The organism is Bradyrhizobium sp. LeoA1Lang, from assembly GCF_055413685.1.
On record NZ_JBVAPG010000030.1, the window covers coordinates 39,627 to 64,594 of the forward strand.

Annotated in this window: 20 protein-coding genes; 10 read left to right on the top strand and 10 right to left on the bottom strand. The window is 64.3% G+C overall.

What is annotated here, in order from left to right; all coding sequences use genetic code 11:
* Positions 1-24 precede the first annotated feature (24 nt).
* The gene (locus tag ACZYOF_RS13255; RefSeq protein ID WP_463716022.1) at positions 25-2,547 is read left to right on the top strand and encodes a circularly permuted type 2 ATP-grasp protein; all 2,523 of its coding nucleotides are present in this window, start codon (positions 25-27) and stop codon (positions 2,545-2,547) included.
* Positions 2,544-3,422 carry a transglutaminase family protein gene (locus ACZYOF_RS13260; RefSeq protein ID WP_463716023.1) on the top strand — a complete coding sequence of 293 codons (879 nt, stop codon included), beginning with the start codon at positions 2,544-2,546 and terminating at the stop codon, positions 3,420-3,422. Before ACZYOF_RS13255 ends, ACZYOF_RS13260 begins: the two co-directional genes overlap by 4 nt.
* Before the next feature lie 119 nt (positions 3,423-3,541).
* On the opposite strand, the gene ACZYOF_RS13265 is transcribed toward ACZYOF_RS13260, so the two are convergent.
* Entirely contained in the window at positions 3,542-4,531 is a 990-nt protein-coding gene (locus ACZYOF_RS13265; RefSeq protein WP_463716024.1) for an AraC family transcriptional regulator, read from the bottom strand.
* A gap of 448 nt (positions 4,532-4,979) precedes the next feature.
* Here ACZYOF_RS13265 and ACZYOF_RS13270 point away from each other — a divergent pair, with 448 nt between their 5' ends.
* Positions 4,980-5,972 (top strand): formylglycine-generating enzyme family protein, encoded by a 993-nt coding sequence (locus ACZYOF_RS13270; protein ID WP_463716025.1) that lies wholly within the window; start codon positions 4,980-4,982, stop codon positions 5,970-5,972.
* A 133-nt stretch (positions 5,973-6,105) separates the two neighbouring features.
* On the top strand, positions 6,106-7,374 hold the full coding sequence (locus ACZYOF_RS13275) for a sensor histidine kinase (RefSeq protein WP_463716026.1): 1,269 nt from the start codon (positions 6,106-6,108) through the stop codon (positions 7,372-7,374).
* Here the strand turns inward: ACZYOF_RS13275 and ACZYOF_RS13280 are convergent, their stop codons facing one another.
* Complete coding sequence (locus ACZYOF_RS13280; RefSeq protein ID WP_463716027.1) at positions 7,375-9,123, bottom strand: methyl-accepting chemotaxis protein; 1,749 nt, start codon at positions 9,121-9,123, stop codon at positions 7,375-7,377.
* Between the two features lie 213 nt (positions 9,124-9,336).
* Here ACZYOF_RS13280 and ACZYOF_RS13285 point away from each other — a divergent pair, with 213 nt between their 5' ends.
* The 6 genes from ACZYOF_RS13285 to ACZYOF_RS13310 all read left to right on the top strand — a co-directional run bounded on the left by ACZYOF_RS13285 (position 9,337) and on the right by ACZYOF_RS13310 (position 16,805).
* Complete coding sequence (locus tag ACZYOF_RS13285; RefSeq protein WP_463716028.1) at positions 9,337-10,719, top strand: ethanolamine ammonia-lyase subunit EutB; 1,383 nt, start codon at positions 9,337-9,339, stop codon at positions 10,717-10,719.
* 141 nt (positions 10,720-10,860) lie between these two features.
* A complete protein-coding gene (locus ACZYOF_RS13290; RefSeq protein WP_463716029.1) occupies positions 10,861-12,447 on the top strand; it encodes a B12-binding domain-containing radical SAM protein in 1,587 nt (528 codons plus the stop codon).
* Positions 12,448-12,453: 6 nt separating this feature from the next.
* Complete coding sequence (eutC, locus tag ACZYOF_RS13295; protein WP_463716030.1) at positions 12,454-13,221, top strand: ethanolamine ammonia-lyase subunit EutC; 768 nt, start codon at positions 12,454-12,456, stop codon at positions 13,219-13,221.
* 317 nt (positions 13,222-13,538) lie between these two features.
* A complete protein-coding gene (locus ACZYOF_RS13300) occupies positions 13,539-15,923 on the top strand; it encodes an efflux RND transporter permease subunit (protein WP_463716031.1) in 2,385 nt (794 codons plus the stop codon).
* Between the two features lie 117 nt (positions 15,924-16,040).
* Positions 16,041-16,304 carry a type II toxin-antitoxin system TacA family antitoxin gene (locus ACZYOF_RS13305; RefSeq protein ID WP_463699168.1) on the top strand — a complete coding sequence of 88 codons (264 nt, stop codon included), beginning with the start codon at positions 16,041-16,043 and terminating at the stop codon, positions 16,302-16,304.
* Positions 16,305-16,307: 3 nt separating this feature from the next.
* Positions 16,308-16,805, top strand: a complete 498-nt coding sequence (locus tag ACZYOF_RS13310; protein ID WP_463716032.1) for a GNAT family N-acetyltransferase — start codon at positions 16,308-16,310, stop codon at positions 16,803-16,805.
* Between the two features lie 78 nt (positions 16,806-16,883).
* On the opposite strand, the gene ACZYOF_RS13315 is transcribed toward ACZYOF_RS13310, so the two are convergent.
* The 8 genes from ACZYOF_RS13315 to ACZYOF_RS13350 all read right to left on the bottom strand — a co-directional run.
* Positions 16,884-17,708, bottom strand: coding sequence for a phosphodiesterase (locus ACZYOF_RS13315; protein ID WP_463716033.1), 825 nt, complete (start codon positions 17,706-17,708; stop codon positions 16,884-16,886).
* Complete coding sequence (locus ACZYOF_RS13320; RefSeq protein WP_463716034.1) at positions 17,705-18,529, bottom strand: phosphodiesterase; 825 nt, start codon at positions 18,527-18,529, stop codon at positions 17,705-17,707. Before ACZYOF_RS13320 ends, ACZYOF_RS13315 begins: the two co-directional genes overlap by 4 nt.
* A 63-nt stretch (positions 18,530-18,592) precedes the next feature.
* Positions 18,593-19,873 (bottom strand): ABC transporter substrate-binding protein, encoded by a 1,281-nt coding sequence (locus ACZYOF_RS13325; RefSeq protein WP_463716035.1) that lies wholly within the window; start codon positions 19,871-19,873, stop codon positions 18,593-18,595.
* A 29-nt stretch (positions 19,874-19,902) separates the two neighbouring features.
* Entirely contained in the window at positions 19,903-20,739 is an 837-nt protein-coding gene (locus ACZYOF_RS13330) for a carbohydrate ABC transporter permease (protein ID WP_130577120.1), read from the bottom strand.
* On the bottom strand, positions 20,736-21,593 hold the full coding sequence (locus ACZYOF_RS13335; protein ID WP_463716039.1) for a carbohydrate ABC transporter permease: 858 nt from the start codon (positions 21,591-21,593) through the stop codon (positions 20,736-20,738). The genes ACZYOF_RS13330 and ACZYOF_RS13335 overlap by 4 nt, the downstream gene beginning before the upstream one ends.
* A 76-nt stretch (positions 21,594-21,669) precedes the next feature.
* Positions 21,670-22,821, bottom strand: coding sequence for an ABC transporter ATP-binding protein (locus ACZYOF_RS13340; RefSeq protein ID WP_463716036.1), 1,152 nt, complete (start codon positions 22,819-22,821; stop codon positions 21,670-21,672).
* A 165-nt stretch (positions 22,822-22,986) separates the two neighbouring features.
* Positions 22,987-24,126 (bottom strand): cobalamin-independent methionine synthase II family protein, encoded by a 1,140-nt coding sequence (locus ACZYOF_RS13345; RefSeq protein ID WP_463716037.1) that lies wholly within the window; start codon positions 24,124-24,126, stop codon positions 22,987-22,989.
* Between the two features lie 258 nt (positions 24,127-24,384).
* Positions 24,385-24,968: IS256 family transposase (locus ACZYOF_RS13350; protein ID WP_463716038.1), on the bottom strand; the 584-nt coding region annotated here is incomplete at its 5' end.

The following is a 24,968-nucleotide window of genomic DNA, read 5'->3' on the forward strand; positions in this document are numbered from 1 at the left end:
ACGCATCTCGTTTCGGGAAGCGGAATGGCGACCGGCCAGGAACACAGCCAGGAGAACAAGGCCCGCCCGGGCCAGCGCCGCATGGCGCAGTGGTCGCGCGACTATGCGCGGCTGCCCGGCATTCCCGATGAATATATCGGCCCGGACGGCACCCCGCGCCCGGTCTGGACCCGCTTCTTCGATGCGTTTTCCGCCCTATCGCCGGCGGAGATCGAGCGTCGCTTCGCCGCCGCCGACCGGCATTTGCGCGACGCCGGCGTCACCTATCGTGCGCCCGGCGAGACTTCCGACCGGCTGTGGCCGCTGAGCCACCTGCCGCTGATCATCGATGACGCCGACTGGCAGCAGCTTGTTTCCGGCATCACGCAGCGCGCGCAACTGCTCGAAATGATCCTGCGCGACATCTATGGCGATGGTCGCCTTGTCACTGATGGCGCGATCCCCGCCGCCGCGATCGCCGGCAGCAGCGAATATCTGCGCGCCGTCAGCGGCATCAAGCCGCCGGGCGGGCGCTACCTCCACCTTTATGCCGCCGATGTCGGCCGCGGCCCTGACGGCCGCTGGTGGGTGCTCGGCGATCGCACGCAGGCGCCCTCGGGCGCGGGCTACGCGCTGGAAAACCGCCTGGTGCTGTCGCGCGCTTTCGCCGGCCTCTACAAGTCGATGAATGTCGAGCGCGTTGCGCCGTTCTTCGAAGCGTTCCGCGACGCCTTGCGCGCCAGCGCCGACCGCGACGAGCCACGGATCGGTCTGTTGACGCCGGGCTCGTTCAACGAGACTTATTTCGAGCACGCCACGCTGGCGCGATATCTCGGTTTCCTGCTGGTCGAAGGCGACGATCTCGCCGTCAGCGGCGACCGTGTCCACATCCGCACCGTCGCCGGGCTGAAGCGGCTCGACGTGCTGCTGCGCCGGGTCGACTCCAACTGGCTCGATCCGCTCGAGCTCAACGCCTCCTCGCATCTCGGCGTGCCCGGCCTGATCGAGGTGTTGCGCAAGGGCGGTGTCGTCGTTGCCAACATGCCCGGTTCTGGCGTGCTCGAAGCACGGGCGTTGCTCGGTTTCCTGCCGAGCCTGTGCCGGCGTCTGCTTGGCGAAGAATTGGAAATGCCGCATATCGCGACCTGGTGGTGCGGCCAGAAGGCTGCGCGCGAACAGGTGCTGTCGCGGCTCGATGATTTCGCGATCGAAAGTGCCTATGGCCGGGGTGTCCCCGGTTTCGCCAGCCATGGCCCCGTGCTCGCGGGCGAGTTGGCGCCGAGTGAACGCGAGCGGCTGAAGTCCGCCATCGCCGAGCGCGGGATCGACTTTGTCGGCCAGGAACTGGTGCGGCTGTCGACCACGCCGGTGTGGGAGAACGGGCAGCTTACGCCGCGCCCCTTTGTGCTGCGCGTCTTCGCGGCGGCCACGCCGCATGGCTGGACGATCCTGCCCGGCGGCTTCTGCCGGATCGCCGAACAGGCGGATGCCCGCGCGGTCTCGATGGGCGACGGCGCACGCGCCGCGGATGTCTGGGTGGTGTCGGAAAAAGCAGTCTCGACCGCGAGCCTGTTGCCCGCCGGCGATACCGTGCGCATCCGCCGCATCGCCGGCGTGTTGCCGAGCCGCGCCGCCGACAATCTGTTCTGGCTCGGCCGCTATCTCGAACGTGCCGAAGCGACGCTGCGATTGATCCGCGCGCTCGGCTCGCCGATGCGCGATCCCGCGAGGTCGAATGCGAGCGGCGCGTCCAACCTGCATTCGGTCGAGCGCATCCAGCGCATGCTGGTGGCCTGGGGCGCGACCTCGCAGACGGCGCGGGCGAACCCGGCCAAGGTCGTCGCCGAAGCCTTGCAGAGCGAGGAACGTTTCGGTTCGGCGCTCTCGCTGGTACGCTCGGCACAGCGCACCGCCACCTCGCTGCGCGAGAGGCTGTCGCCGGACGCGTGGCAGGTCATCACCGAGATGGTGGACCGGCTCGGCGAGGAGGTCGAGGATGACGATGGCGTCATCAGCGCGGCCGAATTGACGCTGCAGGAGCTGGCGAGCTTTGCGGGACTTGCGCAGGAGAACATGAACCGCGCCGCGGGCTGGCGCTTTCTTGACATGGGCCGCCGCGCCGAGCGCGCCATCAACACCACCCGCTTCGCGCGGCAGTTCGCTTTTGACGAGGCTGGTGATGAAGATCTCGACATCCTGCTGACGCTCGTCGATTGCCAGATCACCTATCGTTCCCGCTATCTGGTGACGCCTATCCTTGCGCCGGTGCGCGATCTCGCGGTGCTCGACCCTTACAACCCGCGCTCGGTCGCGTTCCAGGTCGAAAGCCTCAACGAACACATCGCGGCACTGCCGAGCCTGAAGGAATACGGGATGATCGAGCGCCCGCAGCGGCTCGCGGTTGCGCTGCAGGCGATGCTGGCGACGGCGGAAGCGGAAACTCTTGATGTCAAGACGCTGTTCTCGCTGGAGCAGGACCTGCTCAATCTCGCCGACGCCATCGGGCTGCATTATTTCCCGCACGGGCCCAATGCGAGCCGGCCGGAGAAGCTGACAGGCCTCGCGTGATCTACGATATCAGGCACGTCACGACCTACTCCTACGAAAGCCCCGTGAGTTTCGCGCGATGCTCGCTACGGCTGGAGCCGCAAAGCGGCAACGGGCAGGAGCTGATCTCCCACAGCGTCGAGATCAGGCCGCGGCCAGCAGAGCGCACGGCGCGGCGCGACTTCTTCGGCACCTTGACCGAAAGCGTCCTGATCGAGACCGCGCACCGTAATCTGCGCGTCGACTCGCGCTCGCGCGTCGCGGTCTCGCGCCATGCGCCCGGCCGCAGCTCGCCGAGCCCGCCCTGGGAGAGCGTGCGCGACGTTGCGTTCGAGGCGACGAGTCTCGGACCATCATCGCCGGTCGGCTATGTCTTCGAGAGCGCGCTGGTGCCGGTGCTCGGGCCGCTTACGGCCTACGCGTCCGCAAGCTTTCCGCGAGGAGGCGGCATCCTTGCCGGTGCCGCCGACCTGATGCGCCGCATCCGCAGCGACTTCAGGTACGATTCCAAGGCCACCGTGATCTCGACGCCGCTGACGGAAGTGTTCGAGAAACGCCACGGCGTCTGCCAGGACTTTGCCCATGTGATGATCGCGGGGCTCCGCGGCCTCGGCCTGCCGGCCGCCTATGTCAGCGGCTATTTGCGCACCATCCCGCCGCCGGGACAGCCGCGCTTGCAAGGGGCTGACGCGACCCACGCCTGGGTCTCAGTGTGGTGCGGCGCCGAGCTCGGATGGATCGGTTTCGATCCGACCAACGATCTCCTGGTTGAGAACGATCACATTATCCTCGCCGTGGGCCGCGATTTCTCCGATGTTTCTCCGGTCGACGGCATCATCGTCGGCTCGCGCAAGCAGAAGCTGAACGTCGCCGTCGACGTGCTGCTGGTGGAGTGACGCCATCGCGCACATCCTGCCGTAGCCCGGGTGAAGCGTCAGCGTAACCCGGGTTCTTTCTTCGCAGATGTCCCGGGTTGGGCTGCGCTCCACCCGGGCTACGGATTAAAGCCGATGGCTCAGCGAAATGCGGCGGCGGACGGCGGCAGTCCACCCGCGCGCTTGCCGCGCAGTGTCTCGGACGGGTACTCGCCGAACAGGTTTCTGTAATATTGGGCGAACCGTCCGAGCTCGATGAAGCCCTGCTGCATCGCGATTTCGCCGACGGTGACCTCTCCGGGCACGCTTTCCCTCAGCATGGAATGGATGGCGCAAAGGCGCTTGTGGCGCAGGAATGTCACGGGGCCGATGCCGAACACCTCCTGAAAGGCACGGTGAAGTCCGCGCCGCGACAGGCTGAATTCGGCGCAGATCTCGGAGATATGCACCGGCCTCGGGCCCACCCTGTCGAGATAGTCCTCGACGCGGCGAACGAGCTTCATCGCCGATGGCAGATGGCCGCGGTCATCGGGCGGCAGCGAATTGACGATCGTACCCGTCATGCAGTCGACGATGGCGCGCTTCCAGAATTCCGCCGCATCGTCCGAAAGCACCGACTCGTGTCGTGCGAGACCTGAAATGATCTGGGGCAGGCGGCGGGCTGCGACCATGCCGATCGCATCGTCTGTGCGATAGTAACTCTTTTGCAGCCAATGGGCGGGATCGCTGAGCCGCGCGTCGCCGCCGAACACGGAGCCGAGATGAGCGAGATCAAGCCGGACCGCTGCATAAGTGGACGCGCCGTGGAAGATCCCATCATGCTCGACCAGCGGCGGGATCACCAGGACGTCGGACGGACGCATGTCGAACGACCAGTGCGTGACCCGGTCTTCGGCATCAAGCAGCATGCCGACGATCAGCCGGTCATCGGTCGAAATACGCTGCGTGCGCAGGCCGAGACTGAACGAGCCGATGCTCAGCGAGAAATCCCCGATGCCGACATGAGACAGGGTCCCGCGCAGCTTGCCACGTCCGATCTGCATGACGTCGACATGGCTGCCCTTGACGCCCTGATGCATGCCCTCGAAGCCATCGAGGTTGGAGATGTTGACCGAAAGACGTTGCGCCATCTTCGCCTCCCCCACGCACGGTGGGGCAGTGCCGGTCCCGACAACAAGTCGGAGACGGTGAAGTTCCTGCCACACCATGACACCGATTTGTTGCAGCGATTCGGGTTTCGTGATGGCGCGCGTGCGGCAGCAATTGTCCCTGAATTTTCGTCAAAGCCTTCGCAACCCCCAGGGATCGGCCACATCAGGTGAGTTCGCGCGACGGCTGTAAGCAAGCTTGCCGAAAATTGGCACACTCTGCACATCACAGGCCTGCGGAGTTGGTCTATCGTTTGGTCCTCAACCAGAGCAGGCACGTGATCAGGTCGTCTTGGACCGCGTCACGCGCGGCGGGAGCGGCTGTGCTTATCGCAGCCTGCGCACACGACAAGAGGGGCTAACGTATTGCTGCCGCTGGGCTGGCGGCGCTTGAACCGGAAGGGGCGCGACACCGCGCAAAGTTGGCGCCATGTTTCGGGCAGAAACCGAGTGCAGCAATTATCAGCCGGATGATATCAGGACCGAGGACATGGTCTGGATTCCTGGCGGCGCGTTCCGGATGGGATCGGACCATCACTACCCCGAAGAAGCGCCAGCGCATCGCGTGACGGTCGACGGTTTCTGGATCGACCGAACACCCGTCACCAATTGGCAGTTCCGCGAGTTCGTCCTCGCCACCGGCCACATCACCGCGGCGGAGATCCCGCCCAGTCCCGCGAACGATCCGGACGCGCCGCCGGACATGCGCCAAGCCGGCTCGCTTGTCTTCATGGCGCCGCGGCGCGTGCGCGATTTGCGCGACACAAGCCAGTGGTGGACGTTCACGCCCGGCGCCAACTGGCGCCATCCATATGGCCCCAAGACCCACATCAATGTGCTCGGCAGTCATCCGGTCGTGCACATCACTTACGCTGACGCATTGGCTTACGCGAAATGGGTCGGAAAGGAATTGCCGACGGAAGCGGAGTGGGAATTCGCTGCGCGCGGCGGGCTCGAGGATGAGGAATACGCCTGGGGCAACGCCTTGATGCCCGGCGGCGTCCACATGGCCAATACCTGGCAGGGCAATTTCCCGGTCCAGAATCTCTGCGAGGACGGCTATGACCGCACCTCGCCGGTGACGGCGTTCCCGCCGAACGGCTATGGTGTCTACGACATGATCGGCAACGTCTGGGAGTGGACGACCGATTGGTGGTCGGCACACCACGAAGCCGACGCGCAGCACGGCGTCCCGCATAATCCCGTCGGCGGCCGCAAGGAGGCCAGCTACGATCCGGCGCGCCCGCGGGTTCGCATTCCGCGCAAGGTGCTCAAGGGGGGCTCGCATCTCTCCGCGCCGAACTACAGCCGCCGCTATCGTCCCGCCGCGCGGCACGCGGAGGCGGTTGATGCCTCGACGAGCCATGTCGGCTTCCGGTGCGTGTTGCGCTCACCCGTTTCTCCATCTCGCCACCATTCATGATGCGCGGTCATCCTGCTGGTTGCACACCGCTGAACGTGCTACCGAGCTAGGAAAGCGTCATTGAATCGGTTCCGATGATGGGAACAAGTCTGTGCTTCCGGCAATTAGCCCACTCGGCAGCAGGGGAGGCGTGGTGTCGAATACTGCGAATGCGAGGCCGGGGGGCGAACCAGCGGCCGTCATGTTGTTCCCGCAGCCGGCGCTGCAACTGGTCTATGACACAGCGCCGATCGGGCTCGCATGCCTGTCTCCAGACTGCCGGTATCTGCAGATCAATCAACGTCTTACCGAGATATGCGGATTGTCCGTCGAGTACCATCTCGGACGCTCCGTCAGGGATTGCGTGCCGGCGCTGGCCGACTCGGTCGAGCAGATCGTACGGTCGATCATGGAGACCGGCGAACCGGTGATCGGCGTTGAAGTCGCCGGTCAACGGGCCGATCGGGTCGATGAGCGTTTCTGGGTAACGTATTGGCACCCGTTGCGCGCCCCAAGCGGCCAGATCGTCGCCATCAATGTCGCGGCGGAGGAGATCACCGAACGGAAGCGCAGCGAGCAGGCGCTTCGCCAGGCCCGCGATGCTGCCGAGGCCGCGCTGCAAGATCTGCGTGAGGCCCAGGCGTCGCTGGTTGAAGCCGAGAAGCTTGCCGCGCTTGGACGGATGGTCGCGGGCGTTGCCCATGAGGTCAACAATCCCGTCGGCATCAGCCTGACGGTTGCCTCGTCACTTCAGCGCAGGACCGAGCGCTTTGCGGCCGAAGCCGCGCGCGGCGGGCTCCGCCGGTCGACGCTGACCGAGTTCGTCGCCGCGATCAACGATGCATCGAACCAACTCGTGACGAACCTCAATCGCGCGGCCGAACTGGTGAGCGCGTTCAAGCAGGTCGCAGCCGACGGCGATCAATCCGAGCGGCGAGAATTTGATGTTGGCGAATTGACCGGACGGATTCTCCTCAACCTTCGTCCCGAGTTTCAGGAGCGCGGCATCACGTTGAATGCATGGTGCGAGCCAAATCTTCGGATGAACAGCTATCCTGGCCCTTACGGGCAGGTGCTGACCAATCTGGCGTTCAATGCCATCGCGCACGCGTTTCCGGACGACCGCCGCGGTGCCGTCGACCTGACCGTGCGCGGCGCAGGGCCCGATCATATCGAGGTGGTGTTTGCCGACAACGGTTCAGGGATGATTGCCGAGACCAGGCGTCGGGCGTTCGATCCCTTCTTCACGACCCGCCGCCACGAAGGCGCAACCGGTCTCGGTCTGCATATCGTCCATAACATCGTAACCGAGCGCCTGGGAGGGCGGATCAGGCTGGATAGCGAGCCCGGCAGCGGCACGCGCGTTCAACTGCTGTTGCCCAGGATCGTGGGCGAGCAGAGCGCGCACCGAAGCGCGGACTGATCACGCGCTCTTCCGCGCGCCCTCAATCGGATCGGCGCGCAAATTACCGAAAAACTTCTCGACCTCGCGCGATAGCGTCTCCGCCGTCGCAGTCAATTCGCCGGACGCGGCAAGCACGGATTCCGCGGCGACGGATGTCTTGCCCATCGCGTCGCTGAGTGAGCCGATATTGACCACCAGCGTGTCATTGCCTTGCGCGGCCGCCTGCGCATTGATCGAGATCTCGCGCGTCGCGGCATCCTGCTCGCCGACTGCGCTTGCGATATTCGATGTCACCACGTTGATCTCGCGCACGGCGTTGCCGATCTCGCGCACTGCTTCGACCGAAGTGCGCGTCGAGGCCTGGATCGTGCCGATATTCTCGCCGATGTCGACGGTGGCTTTCGCCGTCTGCTCCGCCAGCGCCTTGACCTCATGGGCGACGACCGCGAAGCCGCGGCCGGCGTCGCCGGCGCGTGCGGCCTCGATGGTGGCGTTGAGCGCGAGCAGGTTGGTCTGCTCGGCGATGGCCCGGATCAGCGTGAGCACGCCGTCGATGCGTTGGGTCGCGGCGGCAAGCCCTTCGATCTCGGCGACTGACCTGTCGGTGCGCTGGCCGGCCTCTTCGACCGCGCCGGCGGACTGGCGGATCTGGCGGCCGATCTCCTGCACCGAGGCCGAGAGTTCTTCGGCCGCGCTGGCGACGGCGGAGACATTATCGGCGGCCTGCGTGGTGGCGCCGGCGGCCGTCACCGCGCGATCGCTGGCATCGGATGCGACGCTGGCAATGGCCTGCGCGGTATCGCGCATCGAGGCCGCATTGTCGTTGACCGCGCGCAGCACCGCGCCGATCGCCTCGCGGAATGCTTCCACCGAGGCTTCGATGTGCCTGGTGCGCTCGTCGCGTGCCTTCGATTCCTGCAGCACCTGTGAATTGAGGTTGCGGTTGCGCTGCATCGCCTCCCGGAAGATCTCGATTGCGCGCGCCAGCGCGCCGATCTCGTCGCCGCGCCCAGTGTGAGGAACCGCGACGTTCTCCTCGCCTTCCGCGACCTGCCTGATCGTGGTGGTGATCGCGGACAGCGGGCGGGCGACCGAGCGCGAGATGATCAGCACGCCGAGCACCACCAGAACCAGCGCCAGGCCGCCGAGGCCGGTCAGGACAAGCGCCAGGGTGCGGTTGGTGTCGGTCTCCTGCGCCAGCTTCTTGCTGCGCTCGGCATAGACCTTCGACAGCGCCTCCAAATCCTTGTTCAGCGCGGTCCGCACGTCGCGATTGGCGTCGTTGTCGCCCCATTCGCGGCCCGCGGCGGCGCCGATCTCGACGCCGCGGCGCACGAGCTCCTTGCGGAAGTCGACGAACTGCTCGATGCGCTTCTTGAAATTGGCGAACTGCTCGGCATCGTCGGCCTGGACGATCTGCTCCCAGTTCTTGACCACGGCGAGGATGCGCTCGTTGAACTTGAGCAGCCCATCGCCGTATTTCTTCACCGTGGCCGGATCCGTCGACATGTAGATGCCGCGGGATTCCATCACCACCGCATAGACGAGCGAATTGACCCGCTCGACGTTCAGCGCCGCGTGGCTTGCCGTCTCCACAGCCTCCGTGAGCTCCGCGTTCCGGCGGCTGTTGTAGTCGGACAGGAAGGTGATGGCCGCGGTCAGCACCGCGAACAGTGCAAAGATCGCATACAGCTTGGCAGCAAGCGAAAGCCGGGACGCCATGGCGGGGACAGGGATGGGGCGGGGAGAGGTCGTGATTTCAGCCATTCGCGGCACTCCAGATGGGCCGGGGAGCACCGACGGCCGGTAAAATCATCTAGAATCTTGATGGACAATTTCTTAATGCGCGAAGTTTTCCGCATTGCAACCAAAGGCAAGCGACCCAGGCGGCGTCCGGCCCGGATAACCGATCGGCACCGGTTCTTGCATGGTGATAGGCTGTTGATCCAATGAAGCGCGGCCAGCGCGCGGGAACTCGTCATGGTCTATCGCCACGTCATCGGTGCCACTTCTTACGTATTCGGCGATCTGCGCGACCTGCTCGCCAAGGCCACGCCGCCGCGCTCCGGCGACCGCCTTGCCGGGATCGCGGCTGGCAGTGCGGAGGAGACGATCGCGGCGCGGATCGCACTCGCCGATGTGCCGCTGAAGCGGTTCCTGAACGAGGCGGTCATTCCTTACGAGGACGACGAGGTCACCCGCCTGATCCTCGATACCCATGATGCCGCAGCTTTTGCGGCCATCTCGTCGCTGACCGTCGGCGGCTTTCGTGACTGGCTGCTGTCGGATGCCGCGAGCACCGACAGGCTGCAGAAGTTGTCCCGCGGCATCACGCCCGAAATGGCGGCCGCGGTGTCGAAACTGATGCGCAACCAGGACCTGATCCTGGTCGCGAAGAAATGCGAAGTGACGACCCGCTTCCGCAACACCATCGGGCTGCGCGGCCGGATGAGCACGCGACTGCAGCCCAACCATCCCTTCGATGACGTCAAGGGCATCACCGCCTCGATCCTCGATGGGCTCCTGCTCGGATCGGGCGACGCCTGCATCGGCATCAATCCAGCAAGCGATGACCCCAACGTCATCGGCGGCCTGCTCAGGCTGCTTGACGACATCATCACGCGCCTTTCGGTCCCAACCCAGGGCTGCGTGCTGACCCATGTGACGACGACGCTGGGGCTGATCGGGCAGGGCCTGCCGGTCGACCTGGTATTCCAGTCGATCGCCGGGACGGAAGCCGCCAACCGCAGCTTCGGCGTCGATCTCGTGCTGCTCGGCGAAGCGCGCGAGGCGGGGCTGTCGCTCCGCCGCGGCACGGTCGGCGACAACGTCATGTATTTCGAGACCGGGCAGGGCTCGGCGCTGTCGGCCAACGCCCATCATGGCGTCGACCAGCAGACTTGCGAGGCCCGCGCCTATGCGGTCGCCCGCGCCTTCGATCCTTTGCTCGTCAACAGCGTGGTCGGCTTCATCGGCCCGGAATATCTCTACGACGGCAAGGAAATCATTCGCGCCGGCCTTGAGGATCACTTCTGCGGCAAGCTGCTCGGCCTGCCGCTCGGCGTCGACGTCTGCTACACCAACCACGCCGAGGCCGACCAGGACGACATGGACAATCTCCTGACGCTGCTGGCCGCGGCCGGTGTCACCTTCATCATGGGGGTGCCCGGCGCCGATGATGTCATGCTGAATTACCAGTCGACGTCGTTCCACGACGCGCTCTATGTCCGGGACGTCTTCGGCCTCAAGCGGGCGCCCGAATTCGACGACTGGCTGTTGCGCGCCGGGCTCGCGGGGAACGACTTCCGGCTCACCGATCGCGCAGGGCTGCTGCCCGAATTTGCCTCGCGCCTGATCGCCTGAAACTCGGCGTTCCCTCTCGCAGTGCTCTTTGGCAACGACCCGTTCCCTGCGCGTGTGCGCCGCCACAATCTTGAAGAATTTCTGGCCCAGCGTCCGATGCCGTGCTTACATTTGGTTTAGGCTCGTCTTAAGGAAGTTTGGATGAGAGCTGAGGGCATCGAGGCGGCACGACGCATCCTCTGCGTCTTCCCGCGCTACACATCGGCGTTCGGTACGTTCGAATACGCCTATCCGTTGACCGACGGCGTCAAGGCTTTCATGCCGCCGCAGGGGCTCTTGCTGATCGCGGCCTATCTGCCGGAAAACTGGCAGGTCCGCTTCATCGACGAGAACATCCGTCCCGCCGCCAAGGCAGATTTCGAGTGGGCGGAGGCGGTGTTCGTCAGCGGCATGCACATCCAGCGCCACCACATGAACGACATCTGCCGCCGCGCGCATGCCTTCGATCTGGCCGTCGCCCTTGGCGGCCCGTCGGTCAGCGCATGTCCGGACTACTATCCGTCCTTCGATTATCTCCATGTCGGCGAACTCGGCGACGCCACCAATGAGCTGATCGCACGGCTCGCGCGCGATACGTCGCGTCCCGCTGAGCAGGTGGTCCTGAAGACCGTGGACCGTGTGCCGATGACGGAGTTCCCGATTCCGGCCTACGAGCTTGCCGAGACCAAACGCTATTTCCTCGGCAGCATCCAGTTCTCCAGCGGCTGCCCCTATCAGTGCGAGTTCTGCGATATCCCCGGCCTCTACGGCCGCAACCCGCGCCTGAAGACGCCGCAGCAGATCATCGCCGAGCTCGACCGGCTGCGCGAATGCGGCATGACCGACACGGTCTATTTCGTCGACGACAATTTCATCGGCAACCGCAAGGCGACGCTGGACCTGTTGCCGCATCTGATCGAGTGGCAGAAGAAGACTGGTTACGTCGTGCGGCTCGCCTGCGAGGCGACGCTGAACATCGCCAAGCGGCCCGAGATCCTCGAGAAGATGCGCGAAGCCTACTTCGTCACGATCTTCTGCGGCATCGAGACGCCCGATCCCGACGCGCTGAAGGCCATGCACAAGGACCACAACATGATGGTCCCGATCCTGGAAGGCGTTCAGACCATCAATTCCTACGGCATGGAGGTCGTCTCCGGCATCATCATGGGCCTGGACACCGACAAGCCCGAGACCGCGGACGCGCTGCTTGCTTTCGTCGATGAATCCCGGATTCCGCTATTGACGATCAACCTGCTGCAGGCGCTGCCGAAGACGCCGCTCTGGGATCGGCTCGAACGCGAGGGACGCCTGGTCGAGGACGACGGCCGCGACTCCAACGTCGAGTTCCTTCTGCCCTACGATCAGGTCATCAGCTCCTGGAAGCGGTGCATGGAGGTGGCCTACGAGCCCGAAAAGCTGTTTGCGCGCTACGAGCACCAATGCGACTACACCTACGCCAACCGCGTGAAGGTCCCGGTCAACCCGGAAATGAAGAGCTGGGCCAATATCAGGCGCGGGCTGATCATGCTGCGCAACATCTTCTGGCAGGTCGGCGTGCTCGGTGACTATAAGCGGACATTCTGGAAGTTCGCGCTCGGGCGGCTTCGCCGCGGCGACATCGAGGGATTGATCGCATCGTCGATGATCGCGCATCACCTGATCACGTTCGCGCGTGCGGCCTCGAGCGGCCAGCAGAACGCGTCGAACTATTCGATCCGGTTGCGCGAAGCTTCCGTGCCTGCCGAGTAGCCGGAAATGAAACCACCGGCGCCGCCCCTTTCGCTGACGCGCCTGCGCGAATTGACGCCGGCGCGCGTCGGGCTCGGCCGTTCCGGCGCCAGCCTGCCGACCGAGGCGCTGCTGGGCTTCACGCTCGACCATGCCCGTGCGCGCGACGCCGTTCACGCCGCTTTCGATCTCGATGGCCTCATTGCAGGATTGAACGAACTCGGCCTGCAGCCGCTCCAGGTGTCGAGCCAGGCGCGCGATCGCGGCGACTATCTCAGGCGTCCCGATCTTGGACGCATGCTCGATCCCGAATCGCGGCGCGCCTTGGAGAGCCTCGGCAGCACGTCCAGCCAACTGGACCTTGTGATCGGCGATGGCCTGTCGCCGACCGCGGTCAATGTCCATGCGGTCGAACTGGTTCGCCATCTGCTGCCGCAGCTTGCGGCCGGCCGGATCAATATCGGCGGGACCGTGATCGCCTCGGGCGCCCGCGTCGCGCTGGGCGATGAGATCGGTGCGCTTCTCAACGCGCGCATGGTCCTGGTGCTGATTGGCGAGCGGCCCGGCCTGTCCGCGCCCGACAGCCTCGGCGCTTACCTGACCTTCGCACCGCGGATCGGCCGCACCGATGCGGAACGAAACTGCATCTCCAACATTCACCGCGCGGGCCTCACCTACGCGGAAGCCGCATACCGAATCGCGTGGCTGGTCCGCGAGGGACTGAGCCGCCAAGTCACTGGCGTTGCGTTGAAGGACGAGAGCGGAGGCATTCCGCCGCAGTTGGCCGCGCCCTGAGCTCATGATCCGGGGAGGCGGGACCGGCCCTCCGAAAAGATCACGTTCGAACAAAGAGATGAGAGCAGGACGGCTTCAGCCCGATCCGCTCCTGCGCTGTGACAAATCAGATACTTAATGGCGATTTTTGTACCGCACACGCCGATTTGACCTCTCCCTCGTGCTTGCGAGGCGGGGGAGGGGCCTGTAAAACCGGCGGCGGTCAATACTTCCGTGTTTTCAAAGGCTAGCGCCGATTGGAAGTGGCCGTAGAGCGTTGTTCACGCCCGTAAAACCCAAGCTAGACAATTCGCGCCGATTTCAGAACTGGACAGGGCATGCTCGAAAAGAATTCCGAAAGTCAGGTCCACGTCGGAAAGGTCGAGGAGCCGCCGCAGGGGGCCAGCATTGCTTTCGGGCTGGAGCGCATCGGGCTGATCGCGGTCAAGGCGCCGGTCGTCTCGCTGATCGTGCTGGTCGCGCTGATGATCGCGGCCGTGTTCGGCGTCCAGCGGATCAAGATCGATGATTCGCTGTCGCAACTGTTCCGTTCGAACACCAAAGACTACAAGCAGTACGAGGAGGTGACGAAGCGCTTCCCGGCGACCGAGTTCGACGTGTTGGTCGTGGTCGAAGGCAAGACGCTGCTGGCGCGCGACAACCTCGAAAAATTGCGCGACATGGTCACCGACCTGCAACTGGTCGACGGCGTGCGCGGCCTGATCTCGCTGTTCTCGGCGCGGCAGGCGCCGGAGCCCGGCAAACTGCCGGCGGCGCTGTTCCCCAACGAACTGCCGGAAGGCGCGGCCTACGACAAGTTCGTCGAGACGGTGAAATCCAACGAGATCATTCGCGGCAAGCTGTTGTCGGAGGACGGCACGCTGGCGCTGGTCGTGCTGTCGCTCGATCCTGAAGTGGTCTCGAGCAGTAAGCTGAGCACCGCAGTCGGCGAGATCCGCAAGGTGATGGCCGACGACCTCTCCGGCAGCGGCCTCAATGCCCAGCTCTCCGGCGTGCCGGTGATGCAGCTCGAGATCCGCAACGCGGTCGAACGCGACGGGCTGACCTACAACGTCCTCGGCATCCTAGCCGGCTGCATCATCGCGATCATCTTCTTCCGCAAGATCTCCTTCATGGTGGTGGCGGCATTCCCGCCCATGATCGCGATCCTGCTCGCGCTCGGCGCCCTCGGCTGGGCCAATTTCAATCTCAACATGTTCCTGAACGTGATGACGCCGCTCATCATGGTGATCAGCTTCTCCGACTCGATGCAGCTCACCTTTGCGGCGCGCGACCGGCTGATCGCGGGGCAGGACAAATTGAGCGCGTTCACCAATGCCGTCCGGGTGGTGGGGCCGGCCTGCGTGCTGACGCACGCGACCGCCGGCATTTCCTTTATCGCGCTGCAGTTCTCCGATTCCGACCTGATCCGCAAATTCGGCGAGGCGGGGCTTGCCGCCACCATCATCGCGCTGCTCGCGGTGCTGTCGTTGGTGCCGGTATTCGGCGTATTGTTCGTGCGCAACGAGCGCATCTTCGCGGTCAAATTCCAGAGCGCGGATGCCGGCGTGCAGGCGCTGCGCAATTTCTGCTACTGGATCGCGGTGCGCATGGTCAGCCGGCCCGGGCTGTTCAGCCTGGTCGCGTTGATCTTCGTCGGCGGGCTCGGCATCATCTATGCCAATCTCGAGCCGCGCTATCGGCTGGCCGACCAGGTGCCGAACAAGCAGCAGGCGGTTGAGGCCAGCAATCGGCTTGACGCGAAGCTGACCGGCGCCAATCCGATCGACGTCCTGATCGAATTCCCGAAGGGCGCATCGCTCTACTCGCCCGAGACCTTGAAGGTGATCGCAGAGGTTCACTCCACGGTGGAAGGGGCGGCGGGCGTCGGCAATGTCTGGTCGCTGGAAACGCTGCGCCGCTGGCTTGCCGAGAAGGCGGGCGCGACCGACGTCGCGACGCTGAAGGAATATGTCAGCGTCATCCCCGAACATCTGGTGCGGCGCTTCATCTCCGCGAATCAGGATGCCGTGGTGGTGTCCGGTCGCGTGCCCGATCTCGATTCAAGCGAGATCCTGCCGGTGGTCGACAAGCTCGATCACGCCCTCGACAAGGTGCGCGCCGAGCATCCCGGCTACGAGATCGCCGTCACCGGGCTGTCCGCGATCGCCGCGCGCAACAGCGCCAGCATGATCGAGAAGCTCAACCACGGGCTGACGATCGAGTTCGCCCTGGTCGCGATCTTCATCGGGCTTGCCTTCCGCTCCGTCGTCGTGATGTTCTCCTGCATCCTGCCGGGCATCTTCCCGGTGGTGCTGTCGGGCACGGTGTTGTGGCTGCTCGGCGAAGGCCTGCAGTTTGCGAGCGTCGTGGCGCTGACGGTATCGTTCGGCCTCGGCCTCTCCGCGACCATCCACTTCCTCAACCGCTTGAGGCTCGAGCGCAAGCCCGGCATCAGTGCCGCGCTCGCGGTGGAGCGCGCGACCGTCCTGGTCGGACCCGCGCTGATCCTGACCACTGTGGTGTTGGCCTGCGGCCTGGTGGTGACCGTGTTCTCCGACCTGCCGTCGCTGCGCCTGTTCGGCTGGCTCTCCGCCTTCTCGATGATCGCAGCCCTCGTCGCCGACCTCTTCATCCTCCGGCCGACCGCGATGTTCCTGATCAACCTGTCGGAGAAATTGCGCGGGACGGCAACGCCACCGCAGGCGAAAGCGGCGGAGTAGACGCACGAAGCCTACCCTTGGCTTTTGTATTGCAAAACGCGCTACAGAATTCTATATATTCTGTCAGGGAGACCACTCATGCCCCGAGCCATTAAGCGCAAGGAGCACCCGCTTTCGATGCGGCTGCCCGAAGCCGACATTGCGATCATCGATCGGGCAGCAGCGCTGCGCGGCCGTTCACGAACCGATTTCGTACGTGACGCGGCCGTAAGAGCGGCCGAAGATGTGCTGATGGAAACGGCGCCAATTCGGATGAGCGCCGCAGGCTTCAAGGCCTTCACGGCGGCATTGTCCAAGCCTGCTGCCGCGGTCCCCGAAATGGTTGAGCTCTTCCGGCGTGCGGCCCCGTGGGAGACCAGCGGTTCAAAGACCGGGAAGTAAGGCTTGGCGGTCTCCGATCCTGAGTTACTGACGGCAGCCCACGATCTTGCCGAGTTCTCCTGTGGCAAGCCGTCACTCGATCGCTGGCTGAAAACCCGGGCGCTATCCAACCAGGAGAAAGGCTTTACGGCTGTTCTTGTCGTCCATGAAGCCAATCGCGTGATCGGTTATTACGGTCTCGCGCCAACGGCAATCGTACCTTCAATACTGCCGCGATCTATCCGCACGGGTCAGCCGCCCGACCCAGTCCCCTGCCTGCTGCTGGGACAGCTTGCAACTGATCAGAACTGGATTGGCAAGGGAATCGGCACTGGCCTGCTCAAGCATGCGCTGCAGCGCTGCGTCACGGTCGCCGGCCTCATCGGAGGCCGCGCACTGATCGTCAACGCCGTCGACGTCGAGGCTGCTTCGTTCTGGCACCGACGGGGCTTCATTCCCTCAAAGGACAATCCACTTATCCTTTTCAGATCGATCGCCGATATTGCGGCATCGCTTCGCTGAGTTATCCTCTCGGGAGCGGCTCGGCATTCATTTTCGAACAAGAAGAACTTCCGTTCTGATTCAGTCAGAATCGAAGCTCTACCCCAGAGCGCCGTTCAGCGCCGCTTGGTCGTGCAGCGAGAAGCGCGGTCCGGCATACATGAACGAGCACTGGTGGATCACGATCTGTCCGCCGCTCACCGTGACATGCGAATAGTCCGGCGCCTCGTGCGAGCCCGGGATGTGGCCCTCGGTCTCAAGGTCGAACGCGACCTGGTGCGCCAGTGCGCGCTGGATGTGGAAGGGGATGCCGTTCCAGAGCCCTGCGATCGGCCGGTGCAGATGGCCCATGAACAGATAATCCGGCCGGCGCGTGCGCGCGATCACCGCCCACTCGGCGTCCGGATTGGCGAGTCGAATGGTGTCCATGTAGCGCAGGCCGGTGTCGAACGGCGGGTGATGCTGGAACAAGAGCAGCGGGCGGTCGGTCGGCGCCGATGTCAGCGCATGCTCGAGGAACGCGAGCCGGCGCTCGCAGAGCAGGCCCTCGTGGTTTGGCGCTGCCTCGTTCAGCGTGTCGAGGGCGACGATGGTCGCGGCGTCGAACACCTGCATGGATTGCACAAAGCCGTCGACGTCGCGGACGACGCCCGGGAAATAGCGGCCAAACCTATCGCGGCGGTCGTGATTGCCCATCATCAGGATGGTCGGCGCGTTCAGGCGCGCAAGCACGTCGGCAAGATGTTCGTAAGCCGCGTCCTCGCCCCAATGGGCGAGATCGCCGGTGACGATGACAAAGGCGAGGTCGGGATGGTCGCGGTTGATGCAGGCGATCGCCGCAGCGAGCCGATCTGCCGGATCGAGGCCGTAGATCCTGCGGCCGCGGGCGACGAAATGGGTATCGGTCAGGACGACAAATTTCATCGGACCATGGTCTCCCGGTTCCAGGTCTGATAGTCGGGCGAACCTTCGATGCGGATCGGACCGTCGTAGCCGAACTCCACCATGTGTACGGTGACGTAATCCTCGCCAAGGAACACAACGCCGTAGGCTTCAGGCAGATCCGACGCGCAAAGGATCTCTGTTTCGGCGAACAGCGGATAGCTCGCATGGTTGGTGCCGCGCAGCGAGGAAACGGGAACGCCGGCGACCGATCCCGCGAGCGGCAGGTGGCAATGGCCGAAGAAGATATGCCGGATCCGCTCGCGGTGCCGCGCCACCAATTTCCGGAACGCGGCGTCGTCGAGCAGACGGATCTGATCGAGCGGCGCAATGTGCGTCGGCATCGGGTTGTGATGCATGAAGAGGAGGAAGGGCCCGTCATGCTCGGCGAGCCGCGCCGCAAGCCAGCCGAGCCGTTCGTCGCAATAGCGGCCGGCGTGTGTCCCGGGATGCGCGGTGTCGAGGAACAGGCAGCGTGCGGCGGGCAGGTCATGGACACCCTGCACGAAGCCGCCCTCTCCGGCGAGGTCGGGAAACACGCTGAGGAAGTTGGCGCGGTTGTCGTGGTTGCCGATGCACAGCCGCACCGGGATCGGGAACTGCTCGAGGCGTTGCTTCAGCCACTGATAGTCGTCGCGGTCGCCCCAGTCCGAAAGGTCGCCGGTGATCACCATCAGTTCGGCGTCATGGTGATCCCTGAGGATGTGGGTCAGCGCGCGTTCAAAGTTCTTCCGCGGATCGCGGCCGCCGATGGTCGAGCCCGGCGCAGTCAGGTGGATGTCGCTCATATGGATGAGTTTCATGGGGGCGCTCCGCAAATGAGCTGCGGGGCGCATGATACGCCCCGCAGCGGGTTTCGAAAGGCTTTAGCGCGTCGCGCCTGATGTCTTCGGCAGCAGCTTCTGCACGTCGGCGGTCATCTCGGCGAGCACCGCATCGGGCTCCTTGGAGCGGGCGCCGCTGATGATCGAGTTCATGTGGTCCTTGATCACGTCGGTGATCTTCAACCCGTTGTCGCCGGGGAACGCGTACCACTTGGTGAGCAGCGCCATCTGGCTCACCGCGGTGTAGTTGTTCGGGTTCTTGCTGTAGAAGTCCTTCAGGTAGACTTCGTTGGCGACCTTGTTGGCCGGCATGTAGCCGGTGGTCTCGGCCATGATCGCCGCGCCCTTCGGTCCGGCCCAGAACTTCACCACGTCCCAGGCGGCGTCGCGCTTCGCTTTGTCTTTGGACAGGATCATCACGACATTGCCGCCCGCCGGCAGGCGGCCGTTCGGCGACACGACGTCGGGGAAGGTGTGGGTCTTCAGCGCGAACTTGCCGCCGATCATCTGCGTGACCTTGTTCAGATCGGAGGTCGAGGTGATGTGGAAACCGGTCTTGCCGGCGGCAAAGGCCGCGCGCATGGCGGGCTGGTCGAGGTTCGGCATGCCGCCTTCGTTGACGAGGCGGGCGAGCATGCGGATCGCGAACTGCCCTTCGGGGCCGTTGAAGGCGACTTTGGTTTCGTCCGCATTCAGCATGGTGCCGCCGCGCGCGAACACCGGCGCCTGCCACAGCCAGTTGCCGGTGATATCCCAGACATAGGTCACGCCGTTGATGTCAGGACCGAGCGCCTTGATCTTCTGCGCCTGCGCGATCAGTTCATCCCAGGTTTTCGGCAGGTTGTTCGGATCACCCCCGGCCTGCTTCAACAGGTCGAGATTGACATAGACGATCGGCAGCGAGATCGCGAAGGGCAGGGCGTAGATCTTGCCGCTGGCGGTGCCGATGTCGAACATCGCCTGGTGGAAGCCCTGGCGGTCAAAGTCCTTCTCGGCGGCGATGTAATCGTCGAGCTGGGCCGGAATGTTCTTGTCCACGAGCACGCGGATGCGGTTCAGGCCCTGGAAGGTGACGTCGGGCATCTGGTTCGTGACGGCTTCGCGCAGCACCTTCTGGGTGCCGTCCTCGTAGGATTCGTAAGGCGCGCGCAGCGTGATCTTGATGTCCGGCCGCTCCTTGGCGAACTCTTCGGCGATGCGCTTGTGAGTCTCGGCAAACAGTTCCGGATACGGATATTGCAGAACGATCTCGGTCTGCGTTTGTGCCAGCGACGCGCTGGCGGCAAGCGACAGCACGGCTCCGGCGATTAACGATTTCAGCATAGGACAGGCTCCCTGTTTGAGGTGACGCGTTACTTGATTCCGGTCAGCGTGATGCCTTCGATGAAGCGGCGTTGCGCGAGCAGGAAGGCGATCAGGAGCGGCGCGATGATCACCATCGCCGCCGCCATCAGCGGGCCGTAATTGGTGCCGGCCTCGTTGTTGCGGAAATGCGCCACTGCCAGCGGCGGCGTGCGCAACTGCTCGCTGTTGAGCACGATCAGCGGCCAGAAATAGTCGTTCCAATGCGCGACCACGGAGAAGATGCCGAAGGCGGTGACCGCGGGGATGGCGGCGGGCAGCATCACCCGCCAGACGATGCCGAACTCGGAGATGCCGTCCATGCGCGCGGCGTCGACGAGATCGTCGGGGACCGACTTGAAGAACTGGCGCATCAGGAAAATGCCGAACACCGAGATCGTAAAGGGCAGGACGAGCGCGGCGTAACTGTCGAGCAGGCCGAGCTTGTGCAGCAGCAGGAATACCGGGATCGCGGTGGCCTGTGGCGGAATCAGGATTCCGAACAGCACCAGCGCGAACAGCGTGTCACGGCCGAGGAAGCGCAGCTTCGCCAGCGCATAGGCGGCGGGCAGCGCGATCAGCACCTGCAGCACGAAGATCGAGACGGTGACGATCACGCCGTTGAGCAGGAAGCGCCAGAGATTGGCCTTGGCGAAGGCGACCTTCAAATTGTCCCACAGCGCGAAATGATGCGGGATCAGGTGCAGTTCGCTGGAGAACACTTCCTCCGGCGGCTTCGACGCGGTCGAGACCATCCAGATGAACGGGGCCAGCAGCACCACCGCGCCCGTGATCAGGAGCAAATGGCGGACGGCAGGCCAGAGCGGAATCGCGCGGAGATTCTTCATGCGGTTTGCACGCCGCGGTCGGCGAGCCTCGCTTTGATCAAGGTGAGCAGGAGGACGAACACCAGGAACACGACCGTCAGCGCGGCGCCGTAGCCCGAGCGGAAGAACTCGAATCCCTCGGTGTACATGGTGTGGATCAGCACTTCGGAGGATTTCGACGGCCCGCCCTTGGTGAGGATGTGCACGGTGTCGAACACCTGGAACGAGCGGATGCCGCTGATCACGATGACGAAAGTCGTCACCGGGCCAAGCATCGGCCAGGTCACCAGGCGAAACCGCGCCCAGGCGCTCGAGGCGCCGTCGATCTCGGCGGCCTCATAGAGCTGCTTCGGGATCGAGACCAGGCCGGCGAGGAACAGCACCATGTTGAAGCCGACCGCCTGCCAGATGCCGATGGCGCAGAGCGCATAGAGCGCGGTGTTGCGGTCCTGCAGCCAGCTAAAAGCCGGCAGCCCGGCGCAGCGCAACAGCCCGTTCACCAGGCCGAACTGCGGATGCAGCATGAACTCCCAGACCACAGCCATCGCGATCAGCGTTGCCATGACAGGCAGGAAGTAGATGGTGCGGTAGAGGCCGCGCAGGCTGGTGCCGCTTTCGATCAGCAGCGCGATGGCTAGCCCAAGCGTCACCGCGCCGGGCACAACGATCACCACATAAGTCAGCGTGTTGCGCAGCGAGATCCAGAACACCCTGTCGGCGAACATCTCCTGGTAGTTGGCAAGGCCGATCCAGGACAAGGCGGGGGCGCCGAGCTGATAGTCGGTGAAGGAGAGCGCGATCACACTCGCGAGCGGGCCGAGCAGCATGAGCAGCATCAGCGTGAATGCCGGCGCGACCAGGCCATAGGCGGTCATCGCCCGCTGATCGCGTTTTCGCAGGGGCGTGCGTGCGGCCGGCGTGGCGACGACGGCAGTGTCGATGGTTGCGGCGTCAGACAATGGCCCGCTCCCGCACGCGCTCGGCATGCTCGATCTCGACCTCGATCCGCTTGCCCTCGGGGTCGAAGGCGCGCACCGCGTCCGTCGCGAAGCCGAATGAGACCTGCGTTGCGATCGGCGGCAGCCGCCTCGGGTCGTCGATGCGCGCCACGAGACGCGCGTCACTGCCGTTGACGCCGAGATGCACGAACGCTTCCGAGCCCATGTTTTCGGCGTGTACGACGTGGCCGGCGAACGGCCCACTGCCGAGCTCGATCCGCTCCGGACGCACGCCGATCCGGCAGGGGCCAGGCACAGCAGAACTCGTCAGCCGCAGCGCAACGTCGAGCGCCTCGATGCGACCGTCGTCGCGGATTCGCCCGGGCAGGATGTTGATCTTCGGGCTGCCGACGAATTCGGCGACGCGAATATCGCGCGGATTGTCGTAGATGTCGGTGGGCGTGCCGACCTGCACCAGCTCGCCGCCGATCATCACGGCGATCCGGCTCGACATCGTCATCGCCTCGGCCTGGTCGTGGGTGACGTAGACGAAGGTGGTGTTCAGCCGCCGGTGCAGTTGCGCGAGCTCGGCGCGCATATGGACGCGCAGCTTGGCGTCGAGATTGGACAGCGGCTCGTCGAACAGGAAGGCCACCGGCTGGCGCACGATGGCGCGTCCGACTGCGATGCGCTGCCGCTGCCCGCCCGACAATTGCGCCGGCTTGCGGCCAAGCAAATGTGCGATTTCGAGCTGCTCGGCGACCCCTGCCACATCCTCGCGGATGCCGCGTTCCTTGCGGCGCCGGCTCGGCAGCAGCGCCCCGACGAGCGGCAGGCGCTCGATCGCCGAGAGGCGGCGCATGCGCAAGGGCACCGCGATATTGTCGAACGCGCTCAGGTGCGGATAGAGCGCGTAGGATTGAAACACCATCGCGAGGTTGCGCGCGCTCGGCCTGATGCCGTCGGCGGCAACGCCGTCGATCCTGACCTCGCCTGCGCTCTGCGGCTCGAGACCCGCGATCACGCGCAGCAACGTTGATTTGCCGCAACCGGAGGGACCGACCAGCGAGATGAACTCGCCATCCTCGATCTTGAGGTCGACGCCCTTCAGGATCTCCGTGCCATCAAAGGATTTGCGGACAGCGGAAAGCTCAATTTTCGCCATTCAATCTATTCCTCAGGCTTTGGTCGGCTGCGCTAGCGTTAAGGAGCGCATCTGACGCTCGCGTGACGGATTGAAATACTTCTCGAGCCGAGTACCGGCTTCCCGTGCGGTAAATCGCCGCCCGCATCGATCGTCGGCGACGCGATGCGAGATCGATCGCGTTCGTCAGTTCTTCCAAAGTCGCCGTGACGCGATCTCGGCGCCTTGCACCAGCGCTTCCAGCTTGCGCCAGGCGATCTCAGGATCGACCGTATGCAGCGTCGCGAAGCTTGCGAAGCCGCAATCGGTGCCCGCGATCACGCGTTCGCGCCCGACCATGCCGGCATAGCGTTCGATATGCTGCGCCACCACTTCGGGGTGCTCGATATAGTTGGTGCAGGTGTCGATTACGCCCGGCACCAGAATCTTGTCATCGGGCAGCGGGGTCTCGGCGAACACGGACCATTCATGCGCATGCCGCGGATTGGCAGCCTCGATCAGCAGCGCAGCCGGTCGAACCTTCAGGATCAGGTCCAGGATCTCGGACAGTTCGATGTCGTGATGATGAGGAGATTCGTAGTTGCCCCAGCACAGATGCAGGCGCATGCGTTCGGGCGGAATGTCGCGTAGCGCGTGATTGAGAATTTCGATCAGCATGGCGATCTCGTTGCGGAAATCGGCAATCGTCGCCGGCGTGGCGCGGAAGTGCCTGCCAAGGGCGAGGTCCGGGCAATCGATCTGCAGCAACAGGCCGGCGGCCACGATGGCGTCGTACTCGCGCTTCATCGCCTCTGCGAGAGCTTCCAGATACGCGTCCTGCGAGGCGTAGTACCGATTGGGCATGTAGTGCGCCATGATTCCTGGCGACGACGCACTCATGAACGCGCGCTCGACCTTTGCCGCATCGAGCGCGACCTTCAGGTTGCTGATGTCGGTCGCCAGGGCGTCTGCGCCGACGTAACTCACCGGTCCGACGCAGGCCGGCGTCTTGATGTCGAGCTTGACGCGCTGCGCGAAGTTCGGAAATTCCGACAGTTCGGAAAGCGCCAGCGGCTGATCTTCGCCCTCAAGGCCGGTCATCCGTTCGCGTGCGTATGTCGCGTAGGCATATTTGCTCATCTCGCCATCGCAAACGATGTCGATGCCAAGCTCGGCCTGGCGACGTACGACCGCTGTCACGGCGTCTTCGATCGCACCCGGTAATTGTCGCAAACCGCTCGGGTCGAGTTCGTGCTTCTCCCGGCGCAGCAGCATCGCCTCCAGTTCGGGCGAGCGCGGCAGGCTGCCGACATGGGTGGTCAGTATCCTGGAAGCGCCTGAGTGCATGTCGTTCCTCCTGGCCTTGGTCACGAAAGATCGGGCGTCGGTCGTTGAGCGCACCATCGCGGTGCGGTCCCCGTTCGATTTCGGATCGGCGCTGCAGTAACCAGCCAGATTAACGTCACCGTGACGTCATATTAGCCATGCTAATGGCGAGAGCAGCGCAGGTTGTTCGACTGTGGTGGCGAGTTCGGCCGTGGGTGCCGTCCGGAACGCGGTTGGAATTTGCTTGGCGCGTTCTCCGGGTAACGTGAAAGTATCGTTTCAGGCGGCGAGGTCAATCGGCTGATCGATGGGTTTTGTGGCGAGGGTCTGCCATCCATCGACCTTGCGCATGCTGATCTGTCCAGAGGCAAGCAACGCCCAGAACATCATCGCGGCAGTGTCCGCTGACGGCAGCACGGTTTGAGTTTTGATCCGCCGCTTGAACTCCTCGTGCAATCGCTCGATCGCATTCGTCGTGCGTACGCTGCGCCATTGGCTCGGCGGTAGGCGTGTGAAGGTGAACAGGCGCTCGCCTGCTTCCTCCAGACTGTCGGCGATGGCGCGATGCTTCAACCGCCATTTGCGGATGAAGGCCTTGCGGCGAACCGCGATTTCCTCCGGCGTCGTCGCATAGATCATGTCGTTGTAATCGGAGGTGATCTCCTCGTGCAGGCGCTCCGGGGCATGCGCGAGCAGGTTTCTGTGCTTGTGAACCGTACAGCGTTGCACCGGCACGCCGTCCCAGACGGCGGCAATGGCTTTGTCGAGCCCCGGCGCGCCATCGACGATCAGGAACTCGGGACGCCTGAGCCCACGCTTGATGAGATCGCCGAGCACCGTGCGCCAGGCCTCGGCGCTCTCGC

Coding starts and splice junctions, on each gene's coding strand:
- ACZYOF_RS13255 (WP_463716022.1), top strand. CDS start 25: ATGGCGACCGGCCAGGAACACAGCCAGGAGAACAAGGCCCGCCCGGGC.
- ACZYOF_RS13265 (WP_463716024.1), bottom strand. CDS start 4,531: ATGGCGCAACGTCTTTCGGTCAACATCTCCAACCTCGATGGCTTCGAG.
- ACZYOF_RS13270 (WP_463716025.1), top strand. CDS start 4,980: ATGTTTCGGGCAGAAACCGAGTGCAGCAATTATCAGCCGGATGATATC.
- ACZYOF_RS13280 (WP_463716027.1), bottom strand. CDS start 9,123: ATGGCTGAAATCACGACCTCTCCCCGCCCCATCCCTGTCCCCGCCATG.
- ACZYOF_RS13285 (WP_463716028.1), top strand. CDS start 9,337: ATGGTCTATCGCCACGTCATCGGTGCCACTTCTTACGTATTCGGCGAT.
- ACZYOF_RS13290 (WP_463716029.1), top strand. CDS start 10,861: ATGAGAGCTGAGGGCATCGAGGCGGCACGACGCATCCTCTGCGTCTTC.
- eutC (WP_463716030.1), top strand. CDS start 12,454: ATGAAACCACCGGCGCCGCCCCTTTCGCTGACGCGCCTGCGCGAATTG.
- ACZYOF_RS13300 (WP_463716031.1), top strand. CDS start 13,539: ATGCTCGAAAAGAATTCCGAAAGTCAGGTCCACGTCGGAAAGGTCGAG.
- ACZYOF_RS13305 (WP_463699168.1), top strand. CDS start 16,041: ATGCGGCTGCCCGAAGCCGACATTGCGATCATCGATCGGGCAGCAGCG.
- ACZYOF_RS13315 (WP_463716033.1), bottom strand. CDS start 17,708: ATGAAATTTGTCGTCCTGACCGATACCCATTTCGTCGCCCGCGGCCGC.
- ACZYOF_RS13320 (WP_463716034.1), bottom strand. CDS start 18,529: ATGAAACTCATCCATATGAGCGACATCCACCTGACTGCGCCGGGCTCG.
- ACZYOF_RS13325 (WP_463716035.1), bottom strand. CDS start 19,873: ATGCTGAAATCGTTAATCGCCGGAGCCGTGCTGTCGCTTGCCGCCAGC.
- ACZYOF_RS13330 (WP_130577120.1), bottom strand. CDS start 20,739: ATGAAGAATCTCCGCGCGATTCCGCTCTGGCCTGCCGTCCGCCATTTG.
- ACZYOF_RS13335 (WP_463716039.1), bottom strand. CDS start 21,593: ATGACCGCCTATGGCCTGGTCGCGCCGGCATTCACGCTGATGCTGCTC.
- ACZYOF_RS13340 (WP_463716036.1), bottom strand. CDS start 22,821: ATGGCGAAAATTGAGCTTTCCGCTGTCCGCAAATCCTTTGATGGCACG.
- ACZYOF_RS13345 (WP_463716037.1), bottom strand. CDS start 24,126: ATGCACTCAGGCGCTTCCAGGATACTGACCACCCATGTCGGCAGCCTG.